General features: G+C 68.4%; 22 protein-coding genes and 1 riboswitch. Of the genes, 16 read left to right on the top strand and 6 right to left on the bottom strand.

Going from position 1 to position 21,570, the window contains the following annotated elements:
- Nucleotides 1–154: 154 nt before the first annotated feature.
- The 3 genes from cobS to cobU are packed head-to-tail and all read right to left on the bottom strand — an operon-like array spanning nt 155 to nt 2,433.
- The gene (gene cobS / locus BMI90_RS10165) at nt 155–925 is read right to left on the bottom strand and encodes an adenosylcobinamide-GDP ribazoletransferase (protein WP_078528993.1); all 771 of its coding nucleotides are present in this window, start codon (nt 923–925) and stop codon (nt 155–157) included.
- The gene (gene cobT, locus BMI90_RS10160; protein WP_078528991.1) at nt 922–1,926 is read right to left on the bottom strand and encodes a nicotinate-nucleotide--dimethylbenzimidazole phosphoribosyltransferase; all 1,005 of its coding nucleotides are present in this window, start codon (nt 1,924–1,926) and stop codon (nt 922–924) included. Before cobT ends, cobS begins: the two co-directional genes overlap by 4 nt.
- A 3-nt stretch (nt 1,927–1,929) precedes the next feature.
- Nucleotides 1,930–2,433, bottom strand: coding sequence for a bifunctional adenosylcobinamide kinase/adenosylcobinamide-phosphate guanylyltransferase (cobU, locus tag BMI90_RS10155; protein WP_078528986.1), 504 nt, complete (start codon nt 2,431–2,433; stop codon nt 1,930–1,932).
- Between the two features lie 81 nt (nt 2,434–2,514).
- Here cobU and BMI90_RS10150 point away from each other — a divergent pair, with 81 nt between their 5' ends.
- Genes BMI90_RS10150 through cobD form a run of 4 tightly spaced genes read left to right on the top strand, consistent with a single transcriptional unit; the run spans nt 2,515 to nt 5,794 of the window.
- Nucleotides 2,515–3,093, top strand: a complete 579-nt coding sequence (locus BMI90_RS10150) for a histidine phosphatase family protein (protein ID WP_078528984.1) — start codon at nt 2,515–2,517, stop codon at nt 3,091–3,093.
- On the top strand, nt 3,090–3,896 hold the full coding sequence (locus tag BMI90_RS10145) for a hypothetical protein (RefSeq protein WP_078528982.1): 807 nt from the start codon (nt 3,090–3,092) through the stop codon (nt 3,894–3,896). Before BMI90_RS10150 ends, BMI90_RS10145 begins: the two co-directional genes overlap by 4 nt.
- Nucleotides 3,893–4,840, top strand: coding sequence for an adenosylcobinamide-phosphate synthase CbiB (gene cbiB / locus BMI90_RS10140; protein ID WP_078528980.1), 948 nt, complete (start codon nt 3,893–3,895; stop codon nt 4,838–4,840). Before BMI90_RS10145 ends, cbiB begins: the two co-directional genes overlap by 4 nt.
- Entirely contained in the window at nt 4,841–5,794 is a 954-nt protein-coding gene (cobD, locus tag BMI90_RS10135) for a threonine-phosphate decarboxylase CobD (protein WP_078528978.1), read from the top strand. It abuts the gene before it with no gap.
- Here the strand turns inward: cobD and BMI90_RS10130 are convergent, their stop codons facing one another.
- Both BMI90_RS10130 and cobO read right to left on the bottom strand, forming a co-directional pair.
- Nucleotides 5,795–7,240, bottom strand: coding sequence for a cobyric acid synthase (locus BMI90_RS10130; protein ID WP_078529041.1), 1,446 nt, complete (start codon nt 7,238–7,240; stop codon nt 5,795–5,797). It lies immediately after the preceding gene.
- A gap of 263 nt (nt 7,241–7,503) precedes the next feature.
- Complete coding sequence (gene cobO, locus BMI90_RS10125) at nt 7,504–8,130, bottom strand: cob(I)yrinic acid a,c-diamide adenosyltransferase (RefSeq protein WP_078528976.1); 627 nt, start codon at nt 8,128–8,130, stop codon at nt 7,504–7,506.
- Nucleotides 8,131–8,167: 37 nt separating this feature from the next.
- Nucleotides 8,168–8,397: riboswitch (cobalamin riboswitch) on the top strand.
- 105 nt (nt 8,398–8,502) lie between these two features.
- On the opposite strand from cobO, the gene BMI90_RS10120 reads away from it, so the two are divergent.
- From BMI90_RS10120 to cobJ, 7 genes are read left to right on the top strand one after another with little or no spacing between them, the layout of a single operon-like run.
- The gene (locus BMI90_RS10120; protein ID WP_078529039.1) at nt 8,503–8,871 is read left to right on the top strand and encodes a DUF1636 domain-containing protein; all 369 of its coding nucleotides are present in this window, start codon (nt 8,503–8,505) and stop codon (nt 8,869–8,871) included.
- A 3-nt stretch (nt 8,872–8,874) separates the two neighbouring features.
- On the top strand, nt 8,875–9,930 hold the full coding sequence (gene cobW / locus BMI90_RS10115; RefSeq protein ID WP_078528974.1) for a cobalamin biosynthesis protein CobW: 1,056 nt from the start codon (nt 8,875–8,877) through the stop codon (nt 9,928–9,930).
- Nucleotides 9,930–13,181 (top strand): cobaltochelatase subunit CobN, encoded by a 3,252-nt coding sequence (gene cobN, locus BMI90_RS10110; protein WP_078528972.1) that lies wholly within the window; start codon nt 9,930–9,932, stop codon nt 13,179–13,181. Before cobW ends, cobN begins: the two co-directional genes overlap by 1 nt.
- Nucleotides 13,178–14,314 (top strand): precorrin-3B synthase, encoded by a 1,137-nt coding sequence (gene cobG / locus BMI90_RS10105; protein WP_078528971.1) that lies wholly within the window; start codon nt 13,178–13,180, stop codon nt 14,312–14,314. The genes cobN and cobG overlap by 4 nt, the downstream gene beginning before the upstream one ends.
- Nucleotides 14,314–14,943, top strand: a complete 630-nt coding sequence (locus BMI90_RS10100; RefSeq protein WP_078528969.1) for a precorrin-8X methylmutase — start codon at nt 14,314–14,316, stop codon at nt 14,941–14,943. The genes cobG and BMI90_RS10100 overlap by 1 nt, the downstream gene beginning before the upstream one ends.
- Before the next feature lie 3 nt (nt 14,944–14,946).
- The gene (locus BMI90_RS10095; RefSeq protein WP_078528967.1) at nt 14,947–15,702 is read left to right on the top strand and encodes a precorrin-2 C(20)-methyltransferase; all 756 of its coding nucleotides are present in this window, start codon (nt 14,947–14,949) and stop codon (nt 15,700–15,702) included.
- Nucleotides 15,699–16,451: a precorrin-3B C(17)-methyltransferase gene (gene cobJ / locus BMI90_RS10090; protein WP_078528965.1), complete on the top strand. Its 753-nt coding sequence runs from the start codon at nt 15,699–15,701 to the stop codon at nt 16,449–16,451. The genes BMI90_RS10095 and cobJ overlap by 4 nt, the downstream gene beginning before the upstream one ends.
- Here cobJ and BMI90_RS10085 read toward each other — a convergent pair.
- Nucleotides 16,409–17,179, bottom strand: coding sequence for a cobalt-precorrin-6A reductase (locus tag BMI90_RS10085; RefSeq protein WP_078528963.1), 771 nt, complete (start codon nt 17,177–17,179; stop codon nt 16,409–16,411). The genes cobJ and BMI90_RS10085 overlap by 43 nt on opposite strands.
- On the opposite strand from BMI90_RS10085, the gene cbiE reads away from it, so the two are divergent.
- The 5 genes from cbiE to cobA are packed head-to-tail and all read left to right on the top strand — an operon-like array spanning nt 17,178 to nt 21,547.
- The gene (cbiE, locus tag BMI90_RS10080) at nt 17,178–18,368 is read left to right on the top strand and encodes a precorrin-6y C5,15-methyltransferase (decarboxylating) subunit CbiE (RefSeq protein WP_078528961.1); all 1,191 of its coding nucleotides are present in this window, start codon (nt 17,178–17,180) and stop codon (nt 18,366–18,368) included. The two genes, BMI90_RS10085 and cbiE, sit on opposite strands and share 2 nt — an antisense overlap.
- The gene (locus tag BMI90_RS10075; RefSeq protein ID WP_078528959.1) at nt 18,365–18,694 is read left to right on the top strand and encodes a cobalamin biosynthesis protein; all 330 of its coding nucleotides are present in this window, start codon (nt 18,365–18,367) and stop codon (nt 18,692–18,694) included. The genes cbiE and BMI90_RS10075 overlap by 4 nt, the downstream gene beginning before the upstream one ends.
- Nucleotides 18,691–19,488: a precorrin-4 C(11)-methyltransferase gene (gene cobM / locus BMI90_RS10070; RefSeq protein WP_078528957.1), complete on the top strand. Its 798-nt coding sequence runs from the start codon at nt 18,691–18,693 to the stop codon at nt 19,486–19,488. Before BMI90_RS10075 ends, cobM begins: the two co-directional genes overlap by 4 nt.
- Nucleotides 19,485–20,804 (top strand): cobyrinate a,c-diamide synthase, encoded by a 1,320-nt coding sequence (locus tag BMI90_RS10065; RefSeq protein ID WP_078528955.1) that lies wholly within the window; start codon nt 19,485–19,487, stop codon nt 20,802–20,804. Before cobM ends, BMI90_RS10065 begins: the two co-directional genes overlap by 4 nt.
- The gene (cobA, locus tag BMI90_RS10060; RefSeq protein ID WP_078528953.1) at nt 20,801–21,547 is read left to right on the top strand and encodes a uroporphyrinogen-III C-methyltransferase; all 747 of its coding nucleotides are present in this window, start codon (nt 20,801–20,803) and stop codon (nt 21,545–21,547) included. The genes BMI90_RS10065 and cobA overlap by 4 nt, the downstream gene beginning before the upstream one ends.
- Nucleotides 21,548–21,570: the final 23 nt, after the last annotated feature.

The following is a 21,570-nucleotide window of genomic DNA, read 5'->3' as shown; positions in this document are numbered from 1 at the left end:
AAACTTGTTCGTCGTCTTGCTCATGATGCTCCATCCTACTCAGGAGTTGGAGCCTCCGGCAAACATGGGGCGGTTCAGTGTGACCGACACCAGCTCTCCTTGCACAGCATGGTTTCCAGCGCTTAGGGCCGCGCGAACCGGGGCGATCTGCGTTTCAGAGGGCGACAACCGCCGCGACGGTTGCAAGCCCCGCAATTTCAATGAGTTGCTGAGTCGCGCCGAGAACGTCACCCGTCTGACCTCCCAGCCGCGTTTTGGCGAGGCTGGCCACCAGCCAGAGAACAGCGCCAGTCGCGATGACCATCGCGGGCAGGACCAATGGACCCGCCCAGGCGGCGAGACCGAGGAATGGCGGCACGGCCATTAAGGCGGCAGTGATCACCGCTCCCTTTCCGGCGTCGCGCGCACTGTGTCCAAGCCCGTCAGATCGTGCGGCCGGGAGCGCTGCGAGGAGGATCGAGGCACCGGCGCGGCTCGCCATCGCGCTCGCCACGAGAGCCAGGCACATGATCGCGGGATGAGCGGCGAGGGTTGCGAGGGCCTGCCAGCGCAGCCCCAGACCCAGAATGAGTGCAATCGTGCCGTAGCTCCCGATCCGGCTGTCGCGCATGATTTCGAGGCGTCGCTCGGGGGTGGTGCCCCCCCAGAACCCGTCCGCGAAATCCGCCAGCCCGTCTTCGTGCAGCGCGCCGGTGGTAAGCACCTGTGCGGCGAGACAAAACCCCGCGACGAGCGGAAGCGGCAGGTTCAGCGCGAGGCCGAGACAGAAGATCGCGGCGGCGATCAGAGCAACCGCAAGACCGGCCAGCGGAAACGCCCAGGCCGCTGCGCCGATACTCGGCACCGGGTCACGCAGGCGCGGCAGCGGAAGCCGCGTGAGCAGCACGAGCGCGAGATGCGCCTCTGTCACGCGGCGCGCGATCATGCCTCGCTGACCCCGGCCTCGCCAAAGGTCGCCATCCCGTTATGGCATTCGAGGGCCGAACGAAGGATGCCCAGTGCAAGCGCCGCGCCCGAGCCTTCGCCCAGGCGCATGTCGAACTCGAGCACGGCTTTCTTGCCCATCGCGTCAAGCAGGCGACGGTGGCCCGGCTCGGGCGAGACATGCCCGACGAGGCAATGATCGAGCAGGCGCGGATCGGCGGCGTACAGGGTGGCTGCCGCCGCGGTGCAGATGAAACCGTCGAGGATGACCGGGATCCGATGGGCGCGTGCGGCGAGGACCGCACCGCAAATCGCGGCCTGTTCGCGCCCGCCGAGGGCTGCGAGCGTCGCCATCGCGGAGGCGCCGCCATGGCGCTTCAGCCCCGCCTCGATCGCGGCGATCTTGCGCTGGATCCCCTCTGCGTTCGAGCCGGTTCCGGGGCCGACCCAATCTGCGGGCGTCGCGCCGAACAGCGCCGAGGCCAGCGCCGCGGCGATCGTCGAGTTGCCGATTCCCATCTCGCCGAGGATCAGGACATCGGCCTCGGGATCGACGGCCGCGATCCCGCGATTGATCGCATCAAGCGTTTCAGCCTCGCTCATGGCAGGGCCTTGGGTGAAATCTGCGGTCGGGCGATCGAGATCGAGCGCGACGACCGACAGATCCGCCCCGTTCGCGCGACAAAGCTGGTTGATCGAGGCCCCGCCATGCTCGAAATTCATCACCATCTGGGCGGTGACTTCCTGCGGGTAGGGGTTCACGCCCTGCGCGCAGATGCCATGATTTCCTGCAAAGATCACCGCCTGTGCCTTGACGATGTCTGGTCGCGCCGTGCCGCGCCAGCCCGCCATGAAGATCGCAAGCTCCTCAAGCCGTCCCAGCGACCCGGGCGGCTTGGTCAGGCTGTCCTGGCGGGCGCGCGCGGCATCCGCCATCTCGGTGTCGAAGGCGGGCAGGCGCTCGGCAAGCGATGCGATCTCGGAGAGGGAGAGAATTTCCATATGTCATTTCACCTTTAGTGGCAGGCCAGCGACCGCCAGGGTCACCTCGTCGGCTGCTGCTGCGATCCGTTGATTCAAAAGGCCCGCTGCGTCGCGAAACCCCCGCGCGAGCGCGTTTTCCGGCACGATGCCCATCCCGACCTCGTTGCTCACGAACACCACCGGATGCGCGAGAGCGGGCAGCAGCGCGAGCAGGTCCCGCGTCTCGGCTTCGCAGTCGCGATCGGCCAGAATGAGGTTGCTCAGCCAGAGCGTCAGGCAGTCCACCAGGCGCGGCGCGTCGTCCGTCGCTTGCAGTGTTCCGGCCAGATCGAAGGGGGCCTCATGTGTGGTCCAGACCTCTGTGCGACGGGCGCGATGGGTGGAAATGCGGGCCTTCATCTCATCGTCGAACGCCTGGGCAGTGGCGATATAATGCGCGTAATTTCCAAGGCTTAGCGTGACCGCTTCGGCCAAGGCGCTTTTGCCGGATCGCGCGCCGCCAGTGATCAGATGAATGCGTGCCATGGCTGGTTCGCGCTGTTGTCTCTTGTTACCGGCGTGCAGACAAAGCAGAAAAGGCGCGGTTACGAAAGGAGAAAAACCGCCATGCCGGAGAGGGCGCCGACAGAACTGATCTTGCTGCGCCACGCACCGGCAGATCATGGCGGCGCATTGGCCGGACGGCGCGATGTGGGGGCGCTTCTGCCCGATCAGGGCACGCTCAGGGCGCTGCGCGACAGGCTCGGCACGTCGCGAGTCGTCGCAAGCCCGGCGCTCCGCTGCGTCCAGACCGCGCGCGTGCTCTGGCCCGATCTCGCTTTCGCCACCGACGCTCGCCTGTGGGAGCAGGATTTCGGGGACTGGGAGGGGGTCTCCTTTGGCCGATTGCCCGATCTCGGCGCGATGTCCGGTGCGGATCTGGCACGCCACAGGCCACCGGGGGGCGAGAGCTTTGCCGATCTTTGCGCCCGGGTGGCGCCCGCCCTGCAGGAGATCGCGGGGCAGGGGGGACGGGTCGCCGTCATGGCCCATGCGGGCGTGGTGCGCGCGGCCCTGGCCCTGGCCCTCGGGCAGGAGGCTCTGGGGCTGACCTTCCGCGTCGATCCGCTCTCGGTCACGCGGATCACCGCTCTCGCCGGTGAGGCCTGGTCGATCGGCTGCGTCAACGAGGGCGGGATCGGATGACCGGCCGCGTGACGCATCTTTCGGTGCCGGGGCATTTCGGGGAATGGATGCAGGGACGGATTGGCGCGCAAGGCCCCGTGGCCCTGATCACGCTGCCCGTCGCGGATCACGTCCGTCTCTGGCACGTCCCGCAGCGCCGGGGCCTGCACCTTCACGGCGTCGGGCTGGGGCCGGTGGAGGTGCGCCGGTTCCTGCGGTCGCTGGGGCTCGACCTGCGGGGGATCGTGAGGATGCGCGCGCAAACGCCTCTCGGTCTCGGCACGGGTGTATCGACCGCGCGGCTTGTCGGATTGGCGCGGGTTGCCGGCTGGCAGGGACCGCCCGAGGCATTGTCCTCCGCCTGCATCGCGAGTGAGGGGGCCGCCGATCCGCTGGCCTTCCCAGCGCCCGAGCGCATGCTTTGGGCGTCGCGCATCGGGCGGCCATTGGATCATCTGCCGCCGCTGCCACGATACGAGATCCTTGGCGGTCTCTGCGGTGGTCCGAGCTTCACCAATCCGCAGGATACGAATTTCGCCGACATTTCGGATCTTGTCGCGCAGTGGCGCCAAGCGCGCGGGCTTGAGGAATTCGCAGCCCTCGCCACGCAAAGCGCCCTGCGTTGCACCGATCTTCGCGGACCAAAGGCAGACCCGACACCGCGGCTCGTGCGTGATCTTGGCGCGCTCGGCTGGCTGCGTGCCCATACCGGAGCGGCACGCGGTCTGATCTTTGCTCCCGGCACCGTTCCCGATGGCGCCGCAGCGTTGTTGCGCGCGGCGGGCTTGCGCCAATTGCGCCAGTTTCGCGGAGGCGAGCGATGAATTTTGCCGCGATGATGCTGGTCGCCATGGCGTTCGATCTCGCATTTGGCTGGCCGAAAGCCCTGTTCGAGCGGATCGGTCATCCGGTGACTTGGCTTGGCGCATTGATCGGCGTGCTCGAGGCCCGGCTGAACCGGGAGGGAACGAACCGGCGCGTGCGCGGCGTTCTGACGGCGCTGCTCGTGACGGGGATCGCGGCGGGGATCGGGGCGGCTGTGCAAGCGCTCCTGCCCGAGGGCTGGCTGGGTCTGGTGCTCGGCGGTGCACTGGCTTGGCCGCTGGTTGCGCTGCGCTCGATGCATGATCATGTGGCGCGCGTCGCGAAGCCGCTGCTCTCGGGCGATCTGACCGGCGCGCGCCAAGCAGTCGCTATGATCGTCGGGCGTGATCCGGCGCGGCTTGACGAAGCCGGTGTCGCGCGCGCCGCCCTCGAGAGCCTGGCCGAGAACAGCTCGGACGGGATCGTCGCTCCGCTTTTCTGGGGCGCCCTTTTCGGGCTTCCCGGCATCGCGGGTTACAAGGCGATCAACACGCTCGATTCGATGATCGGCCACCGCAATGCGCGCTACGAAGCCTTCGGCTGGGCTTCTGCGCGGATCGACGATTGGGTGAACCTGCTGCCCGCGCGGCTGACGGGGGCGCTTTTCGCGCTGGCCTCCGGTGTCCGGGCGAAGGACGCATTTGGCGTGATGCGCCGCGATGCCAGTGCGCATCGCTCGCCCAATGCGGGCTGGCCGGAATCGGCGCTTGCCGGGGCGCTGGGGATCCGGCTGTCCGGTCCGCGCATCTATGGGGATCGGATCGCGCAGGAACCCTGGCTCAACGGCGCGGCACCCGATCCGGAGCCGCTCGATCTAGCGCGAGGGCTTGCGCTCTACGCCCGGGCCATGGGACTTGGGGCGGTGCTGCTTGGCCTTGTCGCCTGGGCGATCTGGAGGGGATGAATGCGCGATCACGGTGGAAATATCGACCGGGCGAAGGCGCTCTGGGGCGGCGAGGATTGGATAGACCTCTCGACCGGGATCAACCGCCAGCCCTGGCCCGTGCCCGATCTGCCGCCGAACGTCTGGACCGATCTGCCGACGCAGGCCGCGAAATCGGCCCTCGTCGCCGCCGCGCAGGAGGCCTTCGCGACCCGCGCGCCCGTCGTGGCGCTCGCCGGCGCGCAGCAGGCGATTCAGTTGATCCCGCGTCTCGTCCCGCCGGGCCGCGCCCGCATTCTCGCCCCGACCTATAACGAACATGCCGCCGCGCTGCGCAGCGCCGGGTGGCAGGTCGACGAGGTTTCTCGCCTCGCCGATCTAGCCGGGGCCGAACTGGCCATCGTGGTCAACCCCAACAACCCCGACGGCACCCACCATCCCGCACAGGCCTTGCGCGCGCTCGCGCCCGATGTCGGACGGCTGGTGGTCGATGAGAGCTTTGCCGATCCGGTGCCGGAGCTGTCAGTGGCCGGGGCTGCCGGAGAGCGCTTGATCGTGCTCCGCTCCTTCGGGAAATTCTGGGGGCTTGCGGGGCTGCGGCTCGGCTTCGCCTTCGCCGATGCCGCGACCGTCGCGCAGCTCTCCGAAATGGCGGGGCCCTGGCCCGTGGCCGGTCCCGCGCTCGAGATCGGCCGCCGGGCTTTGGCCGATCGCGACTGGCACGCGGCAACCGTCGCCCGCCTGAGTGCCGAGACCGAGCGACTCGACGCGCTCGCCACCCGCGCCGGATGGGAGGTGATCGGCGGCACCCATCTTTTCCGCAGCTACGAGACACCCGACGCGATCGCCGTGCGTGACCGCCTTGCCCGTGCCCGGATCTGGAGCCGGATCTTCCCGTGGTCGCCGACCTGGCTGCGCCTCGGCCTGCCCGGCTCGGAAGGGGAATGGGCGCGTCTCGAGGCCGCCCTCGCCTGATCAGCGCGCGAGCGCCAGCAACCCGTCGACGTCCAGATGCGCCTCCATGTGATCGGCCAGCGCGTCGAGCGTCGCCTCGATGCGCCCCGCATGGCTCTGCCCGCTCGCTTTGACCCCAAGCCCGCCCAGCCAGGCGGCGCGGAACTCGTCGGCCCCGAACAGCCCGTGCAGGTAACTGCCGGTGACCCGGCCACAGCCCGAGATCGCGCCCTCGTCAATCCCGTCGATCCGTGCGAAAGGCCGCGCGCGGTCGGGGCCTTCGGTGCGTCCGATATGGATTTCGTACCCCTCGACCGAAAGCCCGGTGCCCGCGTGCTCAGCTGTCACCCGCGTCAGTCGCTTGTCGGAGGACATCACCGTTTCCACATCCAGCAGCCCCAGCCCCTCGGTCACGCCGGGCGCACCTTCGATCCCTTCCGGATCTGCGACCGAGCGGCCGAGCATCTGGTAGCCGCCGCAAATCCCCAGCACATGCCCGCCGCGCCGGTAATGCGCCACCAGGTCGATGTCCCAGCCCTGTTCGCGCAGGAAGGCCAGATCGCCGCGCGTCGATTTCGTGCCGGGCAGGATCACAAGATGCGCATCGCCCGGGATCGGCTGGCCGGGGCCGACCATCACCAGATCGATCCCGGGTTCGGCCGCGAGAGGGTCGAGATCGTCGAAATTCGCGATCCGCGACAGCGCGAGGCACGCCACCTTGAGCCCGCTGCCTCGCGGGGCGCGCGTGAGGTCGAGCGCATCTTCGGCAGGCAGCAGATGTGCCTGCGCGAACCAGGGCAGCACGCCGAAGCCGCGCCAGCCGGTCCGCGCCTCGATCATCGCGTAGCCATCTTCGAACAGGCTCACATCGCCCCGAAACTTGTTGATCAGGAAACCTTCGATCATCGTCGCATCCTCGGGATCGATCACTGTCTGGGTGCCCACGATCTGCGCGATCACCCCGCCGCGATCGATGTCACCCGCCAGCACGACCGGCACGCCCGCCGCGCGTGCGAAACCCATATTCGCGATGTCACCCGCGCGCAGATTGACCTCGGCCGGAGAGCCCGCGCCCTCGACGATGACCAGATCATGCGCCGCGCGCAGACGACTGAAGCTTTCCAGCACCGCGCCCATCAGCTGCGGCTTGATCGCCGCGTAATCGCGCGCCTTCGTCGTGGTCAGCCGACGGCCCTGCACGATCACCTGCGCACCGACATCGCTTTCGGGTTTGAGCAGGATCGGATTCATGTCGACCATCGGCTCAAGCCCGCAGGCCAGCGCCTGCAAGGCCTGCGCCCGTCCGATCTCGCCACCATCGGTGGTGACGGCGGCATTGTTCGACATGTTCTGCGGCTTGAAAGGCGCGACACTCAGGCCGCGCCGCCGCGCCGCCCGGCACAGCCCCGCCACCAGCATCGACTTGCCGACATTCGACCCGGCGCCCTGAATCATCAGTGCCGTCATCGCGAAGCCCCGACCGTGCATTTGCGAGGCGTTCGGGAGCCTCCGGCGGAGGTATTTCCGGGCAAGATGAAAGGGGAGGAGGGGCGCCGCGCCACGGCCCGATCATCCGGGGGCGGCGCGACGCTTTCACCTTGCGCGGTCATCGGGACCTCTCCCTGTACCGCATGGCCAGATTTGCAGAGCGAGGTTAACAATCCCTTACCTTTCATCTTGCTTCAAATACCTGAAACCGACCGTAGCATCGGGAAGGCCGCGCGGATGGCTCAGAACTCCACCCCGGCTTGCCCCTTGATACCCGAGCGAAACGGGTGCTTGATCAGGGTCATCTCGGTGACCAGATCGGCGGCTTCAATCAAGCCTTCGGCGGCGTTGCGCCCGGTTAGGACGACATGGGTCATCTCGGGTTTTTCCTCGCGCAGAAAATCGAGCACCTCGTCGAGCGGCAGGTAATCGTAGCGCAGCGCGATGTTGATTTCATCGAGCAGGACCATCCGGATCTCGGGGTCGCGGATCAGTTCCTTGGCCTTTTCCCATCCCGCACGGGCCGCTGCGATGTCACGCTCGCGGTCCTGCGTCTCCCAGGTGAAGCCTTCGCCCATTGCGTGAAATTGACACAGGTCGCCGAAATTTTCCGTTAGAAGGCGACGCTCGCCGGTGTCCCAAGCGCCCTTGATGAACTGCACCACGGCGCAGGGCATCTCATGGGCGATACAGCGCAGAATCATCCCGAAACCCGAGGAAGATTTGCCCTTGCCGGGCCCCGTATGGACGATGATCAGCCCTTTTTCGCCCGATTTTCCCGCCATGATCTTGTCGCGCGCGGCTTTTTTCTTGGCCATTTTCGCGCTGTGGCGGGCCAGCGTTTCCGGGCTGTCGGTTTCGATGCTCATGCTGCGCTCCTTCGCTTGACAAAAGGGGGGCGCTCGCCCAATCAGGGGGCGCGCTGGTTCCTGTCATTACGGCAGGCGAAGAGGGAATGCGACAGGTTTGCGATCCGAAACGGATCGGTCCTGAGCGCAGCCGCCCCCGCGACCGTGACCGGAGAGGTCGCCTCAAGCCACTGGCTCTCGGGCCGGGAAGGAGAGGAGACCGCAGGGCCCTGACAAAGGGTCCGGGATCCGCAAGCCGGGAGACCTGCCAGCGTTGATGATTACGGGCGAACGGGGTGTTTCGCGACCGGGTGGACAATGCCGGTCGCTTTGCATGACCCCATGTCCCTCTGGCTCGATCCCCTGCCGCCGACAGCGAAAGGGATGGGCGCGATGCCAACGATCTTGACGGTTTGCACGACCTGCAAGCGCACGGATGCCGATCCGGCTGACGAGACGCGGCCGGGCACGCATCTGCTGCGCGCATTGCGCGATCAGGGCGTGCCCGATGGCGTTGAGATCCACGAGGTCGAATGTCTCTCGGCATGTTCCAATGGCTGCGCGGTTGCGCTCTCCGAACCCGGAAAATGGTCCTATGTCTATGGCCGGATGAGTTCCGAGGATGCCGCCGACATCCTCGCGGGCGCTGCCGCCTATGCCGCGACCGATGACGGGTTGGTGCCTTGGCGCGAACGCCCGGTGATCTTCCGCAAGCAGAGCCTTGCGCGCATTCCCCCCTTTCCCGAACCCGAGCAGGAGTAACTCATGTCCGATCTGACCAAGATCCCCGTCACCGTGATCACCGGCTTTCTCGGCGCGGGCAAAACCACGCTGATCCGTCACCTGATGGCCAATTCGGGCGGGCGCAAACTGGCCGTTCTGGTCAACGAGTTCGGGACCGTGGGCGTCGATGGCGAGATCCTGCGCCAATGCGCGGACGAGAACTGCCCCGACGAGAACATCGTCGAACTTGCCAATGGCTGCATCTGCTGCACCGTCGCCGACGAGTTCATCCCGACGATCGAGGCGCTGATGGCGCGTGCGCAAAAGCCCGATCACATCCTGATCGAGACTTCGGGCCTTGCGCTGCCGAAGCCGCTTCTCAAGGCGTTCGACTGGCCCGCGATCCGCTCGAAGATCACGGTCGACGGCGTGATCGCTCTGGCCGATGCCGAGGCCGTCGCTGCGGGTCGTTTCGCCCCCGACGTGGCCGCTGTGGATGCGCAGCGTCAGGCCGATGACAGCCTCGATCACGAGACGCCGCTTTCGGAAGTGTTCGAGGACCAGATCGCCTGCGCCGATCTCGTGCTTCTGTCCAAGGCCGATCTGGCGGGCGAGGAAGGTCTTGCCGCGGCGCGTGCGGTGATCGAGGCCGAAGCGCCGCGCAAGCTGCCGATCCTGCCGCTGACCGAAGGGGTGATCGACGCGAAGGTGGTTCTCGGGCTCGAGGCCGCCGCCGAGGACGATCTGGCCGCACGCCCGAGCCACCATGACGGGGCCGACGATCACGAGCATGACGATTTCGACACGGTGGTGATCGAGCTGCCCGAGATCGAGGACCCGGCGTCGCTGGTCTCTGCGATCGAGCGTCTTGCGCGCGAGCAGCGGATCTTGCGCGTCAAGGGCCATATCGCGGTGACGGGCAAGCCGATGCGTCTGCTGGTGCAGGCCGTAGGCGAACGTGTGCGCCATCAGTTCGACCGTCCCTGGGGCGCCGATCCGCGTCGCTCGGCGCTGGTGGTGATCGCCGAGCATGACGATGTGGACGAGGCCGCGATCCGCGCCGTTCTTTTGGGCGCCTGCGAAGGTGCCTCCGCCTGATGCACGTCACCTTCCGCGAAAGTCACGGCCTCGAGGAAACCGAGGTGCCGACGGATCTGGGGCAGAGGCCCGCGGATCTGGTGGTGCTGTCGTTTTCCGATAGCGACCTCGGGGCTTTCGCGGCGGGCTGGCGACGCGCTCAGGGCGGGCTGCCCTCGCTGCGGCTGGCCAATCTGGTCAATCTTCGCCACCCGGTCTCGGTCGATACCTATGCCGAGACCACGCTTTGCGGGGCGAAGGGCATTCTGGTGCGGCTGATCGGGGGCGAGGCCTATTGGCCCTATGGGCTGGCAAGCCTCCAGGATCTGGCGCGGCGGCGGGGCATCGCGCTTGCGGTGCTGCCCGCCGATGGGCGCGAGGATGCGCGGCTCGATCAGCTGTCGTCGCTTCCGGTCTCGACCCTGCGGCGGTTGAAGGAACTTTGCGATGCCGGGGGTGCGGTCGCGTCTCAGGCGGCGCTGGCTCAGTTGGCGCTGGCCTCGGGGCTTTATGCGGGGCCGGTTCCGGGCGACAAGCGGCTGCCGGAGGAGGGGTTTTACTGTCCCGATCTCGGGCCGGTCGCGGCACCGGTTCTGGCGGCGGAATGCGATAAGCCGCTCGCCCTTGTCAGCTTTTACCGCTCCTACGTGACCGCCGCTGACACTGCCCCGGTGGATGCGCTGATCGCGGGGCTCCGGGCGCGTGGCTTTGCAGCCTACGGGATCTATGCGTCCTCGCTCAAGGCGCCGGGATTTGCGGATTGGCTGGCCGGGTCGCTTGGCACACGCGCCCCGTCGCTGGTCGTCAATGCGACGGCCTTTTCGGCGCAATCGCCCGATGGCACCACGCCGTTCGACCGCTATGGCTGCCCGGTGTTTCAGGTCGCGCTCTCGACGGCGCGTCGCAAGGAATGGGCGCAGGCCGAGCGCGGTCTGTCGCCTGCCGATCTGGCGATGCATGTCGTGCTGCCCGAGGTGGACGGGCGGCTTCATGCGGGAGTGATCTCGTTCAAGGCCCCCGAGACGCGCGATCCGGATCTTGAATATTCCCGCTTTTCGCACCGCGCCGACCCCGAGAGGATCGAGGCCGCGCTCAACCGGATCTGCGGCTGGCATCGGCTGGCCCGAACCCCGGCCGCAGAGCGCCGGCTGGCGGTTGTGCTTTCGACCTATCCGGGCCGGGCTTGGCAGATGGCGCATGCGGTGGGCCTCGATGCGCTGGCCTCGACCGAGGCGCTGGTCGAGGCGTTGCGAGGCGAGGGCTATGACATCGCCGAGGGCGCGGGACCGCAGGCCCTCGAGACCGCGCGCGTCGCCTGGCCGCTGTCCGATTACCGCGTGGCACTCGCCGCCTTGCCGCAGGCCTTGCAAGACGATCTGACCGCCGTCTGGGGCGCGCCCGAGGACGATACCGCCGTGACGGACGGGGCGTTTCATTTCGCAGCACTTCGGCGTGGCCCCCTGACGCTCGCGCTCCAGCCAGAACGCGGCGATCCCGCGATGCGCGACGACGAATACCATGATCTGGGGCGCACCCCGCGCCATGCCTATGTCGCCTTCTATCTTTGGCTGCGCGGGCAGGGGATCGATGCGCTGGTGCATATGGGCGCGCATGGAACGCTCGAATGGCTTCCCGGCAAGGCCGTGGCGCTCTCGGAGAATTGCTGGCCCGAGGCACTGCTGGGCGCCACCCCGGTCATTTACCCCTTCATCGTGAACGATCCCGGCGAGGCCGCGCAGGCCAAGCGCCGGATCGGGGCGCTCACGCTTGGCCATATGCCGCCGCCGATGCGCGCGGCAAGCGTGCCTGCGGGGATGCTGCATCTCGAGCGGCTTCTGGACGAATATTCGACCGCCGACGGGCTCGATCCGGCGCGGCGCGACCGGCTGATCGCGGATATTCAGGACGAGGCCTGGGCGAGTGGCGTGTCGGAGGATCTGGGCATCCCGCGCGATGCCAGCGCAGCCGAGGCGATCACCCGGATCGACCGCTTCGTCTGCGACATCAAGGAAAGCCAGTTCGGCGACGGGCTGCATGTGCTGGGGCAGGGCGCGTGCGGAGCGCAGGAACGCGCGGGATTGATCGCAGCGCTTGCGGGCCGCCGCGTTGCCCCCGGTCCGTCGGGAAGCCCGGCGCGCGGGCGCTCGGACGTGCTGCCCACAGGGCGCAACCTGTTCTCGGTCGATCCACGTGCAGTGCCGTCCCGCGCGGCTCATGCGCAGGGCGTGAAACTGGCCGAGGAGTTGCTGCGCAAGCACCTTCAGGATCATGGCGACTGGCCGAAGGGGCTGGTGGTCGATCTCTGGGGGTCGGCCACGATGCGCACGGCGGGCGAGGAATTCGCGATGGCGCTGCATCTCGCGGGGCTCAAGCCGGTCTGGGATGAAAACGCCGCGCGGGTGTCCGGGGTCGAGGTGATCCCGCTCGCGCTTTTGAACCGTCCGCGCATCGACGTGACGCTGCGGGTCTCGGGCCTCTTTCGCGACATCTTCCCCGGCCTCGCGCAGCTGTTCGAGACCGGGGCCGAGGCGCTGGCCTTGCGCGAAGAGGACCCCGCCGACAATCCTTACCTGACCCGGATCGCGCGGGTCTTCGCGCCGCGCCCCGGCCGATACGGGCTCGGAATGGGAGAGGCGCTCGACCAGTTCACGCCGGAGGCCCGCGCCGCCGCCGGGGAGGCGTGGCTCGCGGCATCGGCCTACAGCATCTCGCGCAGTGGTGAGGTTCAGGCGAACCGGGGCGCGCTCGAGGCGCGGCTGCGCTCTGCGGACAGTTTCGTTCATGCGCAGGACCTGCCCGAAAGCGACGTGTTGCTCGCATCCGATTACGCCGCGCATGAGGCGGGCTTTGCCGCGGCGCTTGCGCGGCTCGGCACACCGCAAGCCGCACTTTATCATCTGGATGCGACGCAGCCCGATCGCCCGCGTGCCCGCACCCTGATCGAAGAGATCGCCCGCACCGTGCGTGCGCGTGCCACCGATCCGGCCTGGGCGGAGGGGATGATGCGTCACGGCTTCCGGGGCGGGGCGGAGATCGCCGCGACCCTCGATCACCTCGCGGCCTTCGCGCATCTGGCGCAGGTCGTGCCGGCCCATCTTTTCGACCTTTACCACGAGGCCACCCTTGGTCGCCCCGATCTCGTGGCCTTCCTGCAAGAGGCCAACCCGCAGGCGCTCGAGGCGATGCGCGACCTCTACGCGCGGCTGGCCGAGGCGGGGCTGTGGCAGACACGGCGCAACTCCATCGCGGCCGGGTTGGAGGGCGACGCATGAGCTTCTCCGTGAAAGGCTGGTGCCCCGGCGCGCTGCGTCCGATGCAATCAGGCGACGGTCTGGTTGTGCGCGTGCGCCCGGTCGCGGGACGGCTAACCCAGGTGCAAGCGGCAGGGATCGCGCAGGCCGCGCGCGCGCATGGAAACGGGCTGATCGACCTGTCGGGCAGGGCCAATGTGCAACTGCGCGGGGTCACGCCCGAGAGCCATCCCGCGCTTATCGCGGATCTGGCGCAGCTCGGGTTGATCGACCCGGACATCGCGACCGAAGCGCGGCGCAACATCATCGTGACGCCCTTCGCCAATGCCGCGACCTATGCGCTGGCGGAGAGCTTGCAGGCGGCGCTCGCGGCAGGGCCGGAGCTTCCGGGCAAGTTCGGCTTCCTCCTCGATTGCGGATCGGCGCCGGTGATGGCCGATACGCAGGCCGATATTCGCTTTGAGCGCGCGCCGGACGGGCAGCTTTTGCTGCGTTGCGCGGGCTGCGATCTCGGCGCGCCCGTGACCGAAGGCCGTGCGGCAGAAGCCGCGCTGGATCTGGCGGAATGGTTCGTGCGCGCGGGTGGGGTCGTCGATGGTCGTGGCCGCATGTCGCGGCTGATTGGGTCGGGGGTGAGCCCCGAGGGGACATTGCGCCCGCTGATCGCGCCTGCGACGGCCCTTTCAAGGCCCGAGCCGGGGCTGACCGTGCAAGGCGCATTGGTCGGGTTGGCGTTCGGCCAGATGCACGCCGAGACGCTTGCGGCACTGGCCTCTCTCGGCCCGATCCGGGTCACGCCCTGGCGGATGCTGCTCATCGAGGGGCTCTCGACGCTGCCGGGCCTGCCCGACCTGATCACCGAAGCGGGCGACCCGCGCCTCCGCGTCTTCGCCTGCACCGGCGCGCCCGGTTGCCCGCAGGCCGCGCGTCCCACGCGCGAGATCGCACGCGTCCTCGCGCCCCGGGTCGCCGCCGGTCAGACGCTGCATGTCTCGGGCTGCGCCAAGGGCTGTGCCTGGCCCGCGCCTGCCGATCTGACCTTGATCGCCACGCTCGAAGGCTTCGATCTCGTCCGTGACGGGCGTACCTCTGACCACCCGGCGTACACCCGAATTTCGCCCGCCGCCCTTCCCGATCTGCCGGAGTTTTCCTGATGCCCTACATCTACGAGATGGACGGCGCGAAGATCTACGAACAGTCCTTCGCGACGATCCGCAGCGAGGCCGATCTCGCCCGCTTCACCCCCGAGGAAGAGGTCGTCGCGGTGCGGATGATCCATGCGGCGGGGCTGGTGGGTCTGGAGCGTGACATCCGCTTCACCCCCGGAATGGCCATTGCCGCGCGGGACGCGCTGGAGGCGGGCGCGCCCGTCCTGTGCGATGCACGGATGGTCTCCGAAGGGATCACGCGCGCACGACTGCCTGCGGACAACGCGGTGATCTGCACCTTGCACGACCCTTCGGTGCCGGGTCTGGCTCGCGAGATGGGCAACACGCGCTCGGCGGCGGCGCTCGAACTGTGGCGCCCGCATCTCGAGGGCGCGGTGGTGGCGATCGGCAATGCGCCGACCGCGCTCTTTCACCTGCTCAACATGCTCGAAGATCCGGCCTGTCCGCGCCCGGCCGCGATCATCGGCTGTCCGGTGGGTTTCATCGGCGCAGCGGAGTCGAAAGACGCGCTGATGCAGGCGGCCCCGGTGCCCTCGATGATCGTGCAGGGGCGGCTGGGCGGATCGGCAATCACCGTGGCGGCGGTCAACGCGCTCGCCTCGCGCAAGGAGTAAGCGATGGGACGGATCATCTGTGCGGGCCTCGGCCCCGGCGACCCCGATCTGATGTCGCGCCGGGCCGAGCGGGCGGTGCGCGGCGCCAGCCATGTCGCCTATTTCCGCAAGAAGGGCCGCAAGGGCCAGGCGCGCCAGATCGTTGAGGGGATGATCGACGAGGGCGCGATCGAGCTTGCGATGGAATACCCCGTCACGACCGAGATCCCCTTCGACAGCCCCGAATACATCACGCAGCTTGCGCGTTTTTACGACGACTGGGCGGCGCGGCTGACAGAGCTTGCGCGCAGCCATGACATCGTCGTGCTGTGCGAGGGCGACCCCTTCTTCTACGGCTCGTTCATGCATCTCTACACGCGCCTGCGCGGCACGGTCGAGATCGACGTGATCCCCGGTATCACCGGGATGACCGGTTGCTGGACCGCGACCGGCACGCCGATCACCTGGGGCGACGATGTGCTGACCGTGCTGATGGGCACGATGCCCGAAGACGAGATGGTGACGCGCATGGCGGCCTCCGATGCGCTGGTCGTGATGAAGACCGGGCGCAATCTGCCCAAGGTCAAACGCGCGCTTGCTCGTGCGGGGCGGCTCGATGAGGCCTGGCTGGTCGAGCGCGGCACGATGAAGGGCGAGCGGATCGTGCGGCTTTGCGCGACCGACGAGGCCGACTGCCCCTATTTCGCGATCGTGCTGGTTCATGGGCGGGGGCGTCGACCCGAATTGCCCGCGCGTCCGCTCGTCGAGGTCTCGCTGTGAGCGGCTGGGTCGCGGTTGCCGGGCTTGGCCCCGGAGCGGAGGATCTTGTGACGCCGGAGGTCCGCGCCGCGCTGGCCGAGGCGACCGATGTGGTGGGCTACATTCCCTACGTCGCGCGCGTCGCCCCGCGCGCGGGGCTGCGCCTTCATGCGAGCGACAACCGGGTCGAGCTGGACCGCGCGCTTCACGCGCTGGAGATGGCGCGGGAGGGGCGGCGGGTCGTGATCGTCTCCTCCGGCGATCCCGGGGTTTTCGCGATGGCCTCGGCCTTGTTCGAACGGCTCGAGACCGCGCCCGATTTCGCTGGCACCGAGATCCGCATCCTGCCCGGTATCACCGCGATGCTGGCCGCGGCCGCCCGCGCGGGTGCGCCTTTGGGACATGATTTCTGCGCGATCAACCTGAGCGACAATCTCAAGCCGTTCGATCTGGTCGAACACCGCCTGCGCCATGCCGCGCGGGGCGATTTCGCGATGGCCTTCTACAATCCGCGCTCGAAGTCACGCCCGCATCAGTTCGCCCGCGTGCTCGAGGTCTTGCGCGAGGAATGTGAACCCGAACGGCTGATCATCTTCGCCCGCGCGGTCTCGACCCCGGACGAGGCGCTGCGGGTGGTGACGCTGGCCGAGGCCGCGCCCGAGATGGCAGATATGCGCACCGTCGTTCTGGTCGGAAACTCGCAGACCCGCCGCGTCGGGCCTTGGGTCTACACGCCGCGCGGCACTTCCGTTGCCGGAGCCGCCGGATGAGCCGCGAGCCATTCCATAACGCCTTCAAGCGTGTCGCGGCTCTCGCGCGGCGGCAGGGCTGGCCGGTCAACGAGGATCACCGGCAGGTGGAGTGCGCGGGCGGCGATCAGCTTGGCTTCCGCGCCGCGCCCGCCTGCGTTCTTGGCGACGATATGGGTGATGCGATGGTCCTGCATCAACGCGGTATCGCCCGCCACGTCGAACGGTCCGCGCGCGATCACGGCATGCGCATCGGGCAGCGGCAGCGGACCCTCTGGCGGGTCGACCAAGCGCAGCAGGTAGTGATTTGCGGGCTTGGTCGCGAACTCGGCCAGTTGCTGCTTGCCGATGGCGAGAAACACGCGCGCGCCGCTCTCGGGCAGGGCGGCGCAGGCCGCCGTCATGTCGCGCACGCGCGTCCAGCGATCTTCCGGGCTCGCCTGCCACGGCATGCGTTCGTGGGACAGAAGGGGGAGGCCGCTCTGACCGCAGGCCTCGATTGCATTGCGGCTCATCTGCGCGGCGAAGGGGTGGGTCGCGTCGATGACATGGGTGATGCGCTCGCGCAGGAAGTAATCGCGCAGCCCTTTCACGCCGCCGAACCCGCCGATCCGCGTCGGCAGCGGCTGCGGCAACGGATGATCCGTGCGCCCCGCATAGGAAAAGACCGCGTCGATCCCGTGCTCCGCCAGATGGCGGGCGAGGCGGCTGGCTTCGGTGGTGCCGCCGAGCAGCAGGAGGCGCGTCATGGCTGATCCGTGGTTGAGCATCGTGGGTCTGGGCGAAGATGGCCTGAGCGGGCTTTCGGATGCAAGCCGAAGCGCGCTGGCGCAGGCCGAGGTGATCTTCGGCGGGCCGCGCCACCTCGATCTGGTCGCGGCGGGCGAACGTGGCAGGGCTTGGCCCGTACCCTTCGATATCGCCCCGGTTCTGGCCCTGCGCGGGCGTCGGGTCGCGGTTCTCGCCTCGGGCGATCCGTTCTGGTTCGGCGCTGGCGGCTCGCTTGCCGCACATCTCGCGCAGGGGGAATGGCGCGCCTATCCGGTGGCGGGCACCGTGTCTCTGGCCTGTGCGCGGCTTGGATGGAAAATCGAGGAGGTCTCGGCGCTCGCCCTTCACGCGGCGGGGTTCGGGGGGCTGCATCGGGCGCTTCATCGCGGTGCGCGGTTGGTCGTGACGCTGCGCGATGGAGAGGCCCCGGAGGCCTTGGCCGCATGGCTGGTTGCGCAGGGCTTCGGGGCGGTCGGGATGCATGTGCTTGAACGTCTGGGGGGGCCGCATGAACGCGTCCGATTTGCCCGCGCCGATCGGTTCTCTTTCGAGGATATCGCGGCTCCGGTTGCGGTAGCGCTCGACGCGGTCGATCTTCCGCAGGGTAGCGGTCTGCCGAAGACGCCGGGACTGTCCGAGGATCGCTTCGCCCATGACGGGCAGATCACGAAGTCTCCGGTACGGGCGTTGACGCTGGCAGCACTTGCACCACGACCGGGGGAGTTGCTCTGGGATATTGGGGGCGGATCGGGCTCGGTCTCGGTCGAGTGGTGCCTTGCCGGAGGACGCGCGATCACCATCGAACCCCGCGCCGACCGGATCGCCAATATTCGCGCCAATATCGAGACATTCGGTCTGTCGCGGCAGATGAAAACCGTCGAGGGGCGCGCGCCCGACGTGCTGGCCGATCTGGCGTCGCCCGATGCGGTCTTCATCGGCGGCGGCGGCTCGACGGCACTCTACGACTGGCTTTGGTCGCATCTGCCCGAGGGGACACGGATCGTCGCCAATGGCGTGACGCTCGAGACCGAGGCGCTGCTTGCGGGGCTTCAATCCCGCCACGGCGGCAGCCTTCTGCGAATTGAACTGTCGCGCGCCGAGCCGCTCGGCTCAATGCGCGGCTGGTCGGCCGCGCGGCCCGTGGTGCAATGGAGCGTCACGCGATGAGGGTGGGTGGGATCGGTTTTCAGCGCGGCGCGTCTGCGGCGTCGCTGCGTGCAGCGCTGGCATCTGTCGGGCCGGTGGACCGGGTCGCGACGGCAGCGCCGAAGGCCGCGGAACTGGCGGCGGCGATTGGACGCGAGGTCGAGGGCGTCGATGTGACAGGGGTCGCCACACCGACGCGATCGCAGGCGTCGTTTGCGGCGCACGCCACAGGATCCGTGGCCGAGGCGGCGGCCCTGGTGGCCGCAGGGCAAGGTGCGCGACTGATACAGGCACGCAAGATCATCGGCGGCGTGACCATCGCCGTCGCAGAAGGAGACGAGGGATGACGGTTCACTTCATCGGAGCAGGGCCGGGAGCGCCCGATCTGATCACGCTGCGCGGGCGCGACCTGATCGCCTCGTGTCCGGTCTGCCTTTATGCGGGCAGTCTGGTGCCGCAGGCCTTGCTTGCGCATTGCCCGGCGGGGGCGAAGATCGTGAACACGGCGCCGCTGAGCCTCGACGAGATCATCGAAGAGATCGCGGCGGCCCATGCGGCGGGGCAGGGCGTGGCGCGGCTGCACTCGGGCGATTTGTCGGTCTGGTCGGCTATGGGAGAACAGCTGCGCCGCCTGCGCGAACTGGGCATTCCCTATGACGTGACGCCGGGCGTGCCGAGTTTTGCCGCCGCAGCGGCGACGCTCAGCGCGGAACTGACCCTTCCCGGGGTGGTGCAGTCTGTGGTGCTCACGCGGACCTCGGGCCGTGCGACGGCGATGCCGCCCGGCGAAACGCTGGAGAATTTCGCGCGCACGGGGGCGGTGCTGGCGATCCACCTTTCGGTCCACGTGCTCGAGAAGGTCATCGCGGATCTTAGCCCGCATTACGGCGCCGATTGCCCTGTCGCCGTCGTCTGGCGCGCAAGCTGGCCCGATGAGCGTGTGGTTCGCGCAACGCTCGGTACGTTGCGCGCCGCCATCGGCGCCGAGATGGAGCGCACCGCGCTGATCCTTGTCGGACGCTCCATCGGGGCCGAGGATTTCGATGAAAGCCGCCTTTACGCGGGCGATTACGACCGCCGTTACCGCCCCGTCGGCACCGATCCGCGCTTTCCCGAAACCGCGCCGGAGCGGGGAGAATGACACCGGGACTGGTGATCTCCGCCCCGGCCTCGGGGACCGGAAAGACGACGCTGACACTGGGGCTTCTTGCGGCGATGCGCGCGCTGCGACTGGATGTCCAGCCCTTCAAATGCGGGCCCGATTACATCGACCCGACCTTTCACCGCGCGGCGGCGGGACGGGCCTCGTTCAATCTCGATGCCTGGGCGATGACGCCCGCGCAGATCGCAGGCCTTGCGGATCGCGCGGCGGATATCGTCGTGGCCGAGGGCTCGATGGGGCTGTTCGACGGGGTGGCCTCGAAGGGCGAGACCGGCACCGGGGCCAGCGCCGATATCGCGGCGCTGATGGGCTGGCCGGTGGTGTTGGTGATCGACGCCTCGGGGCAGGCGCAGACGGCGGCGGCGGTGGCGCAGGGCCTCGCGCGGTTTCGCAAGGGCGTCACGGTCGCGGGGGTCGTGCTCAACAAGGTCGCTTCGCCCCGTCACGAGGCGCTGGTGCGACAGGGTTTCGAGGGGATCGGGGTGCCGGTGCTGGGCGTGCTGCCACGTTCGGCAGGGATCGAATTGCCCTCGCGCCACTTGGGTCTCGTGCAAGCCGAGGAGACGGGGGATCTTGCGCGGCTCCTGAGCGAGGCCGGTCGCATCGTGGCCGAGCACTGTGACCTCGCCGCGATCCTGGCTTGCGCGAAGGCCTCGCCACCCGACGCCTCGCCATGCCGCCCGGTGCCGCCTCCCGGCAGCCGGATCGCGCTTGCTCGCGACGCCGCGTTTTCCTTCGTCTATCCGCACCTGATGGAGGGCTGGCGCGCGGCGGGCGCCACGATCCTTCCCTTCTCGCCGCTGGCCGATGAGGCCCCCGATCCGAGTGCCGATTGCTGCTGGCTGCCCGGAGGCTATCCCGAGCTTCACGCAGGGCGGCTTGCGGGCAATGGAACCTTCCTCGACGGGATCCGCCGCTTCGCGCAGACCCGTCCGGTTCACGGGGAATGCGGCGGTTACATGACGCTTGGGGCGGGGATCGTCGACGCCGAGGGAAAGCGCCACGAGATGCTGGGGCTTCTGGGGCTCGCGACCAGCTTTGCCAAACGCAAGATGCATCTGGGCTATCGCCGCGCCGAGCTGATCGCGCCGCTGCCGGGCCATCGCGCGGCGTCGGCATTGCGTGGCCACGAGTTTCACTATGCCTCGATCCTGTCGCAGCCCGATGCGCCGCTCGCCCGTGTCTTCGATCCCAATGGCGACGCGGTGCCCGAAACCGGATCGCTGTGCGAGATGCCGGGCGGCGGGCGCGTCACCGGCACTTTCTTTCACCTCATTGCGGAGGCCAGCGCATGAGCGGTTTCGTTTCCTTCGTCTCGGCGGGGCCGGGCGATCCCGAGCTTCTGACCCTCAAAGCGGTCGATCGGCTCCAGCGCGCCGATGTGATCCTGTTCGACGATCTCGCCTCGGGCCCGATCCTCGCACATGCGAGCGCTCGGGCCGAGCTGATCGCGGTCGGCAAACGGGCGGGGCGGCCCTCGCCAAAACAGGATCATGTCAGCCGGCTTCTGGTCGATCACGCGCGCGCCGCGCCCCGCATCGTGCGGCTCAAATCGGGCGATAGCGGGATTTTCGGTCGCCTCGAGGAAGAGCTTCGCGCGCTTGATGCGGCGGGGATCGAATACGAGATCATTCCCGGCGTGCCCTCGGCCTGCGCGGCGGCGGCGGCGGCGGGTCTGCCGCTCACGCGGCGGCTGACGGCGCGCAGGGTGCAGTTCGTGACCGGGGCCGATATCACCGGGGATCTGCCCGAGGCGTTGAACTGGTCCGCGCTGGCCGATCCGGGGGCGACGACGGTCGTCTTCATGGGCAAGCGCACCTTCCCGCGCCTCGCCGCGAGCCTGCGCGATCACGGCCTGCCGGGCGAGACGCCCGCGCTTCTGGCCGAGGCCGTGGGGCACCCGCAGCAGCACCTCATCCGCACCACCGTGTCTGAACTGGCGGAGCGATTGGCACAAAGCCGATCCGACCAGCCCGCGCTGATCCTTTACGGCCCGCTTGCCCCTGATGGAGGCGCGAAAAGCGCGCATGAAGAGTGATCGAAACTTGACGCGGCCCGGCG

The organism is Thioclava sp. L04-15 (genome assembly GCF_002020275.1).
In the GTDB taxonomy this organism is placed as follows: Bacteria; Pseudomonadota; Alphaproteobacteria; order Rhodobacterales; family Rhodobacteraceae; genus Thioclava; species Thioclava marina.
Note: the sequence above shows the minus strand (reverse complement) of the source record. Positions and strands in the feature narration are given on the sequence as shown.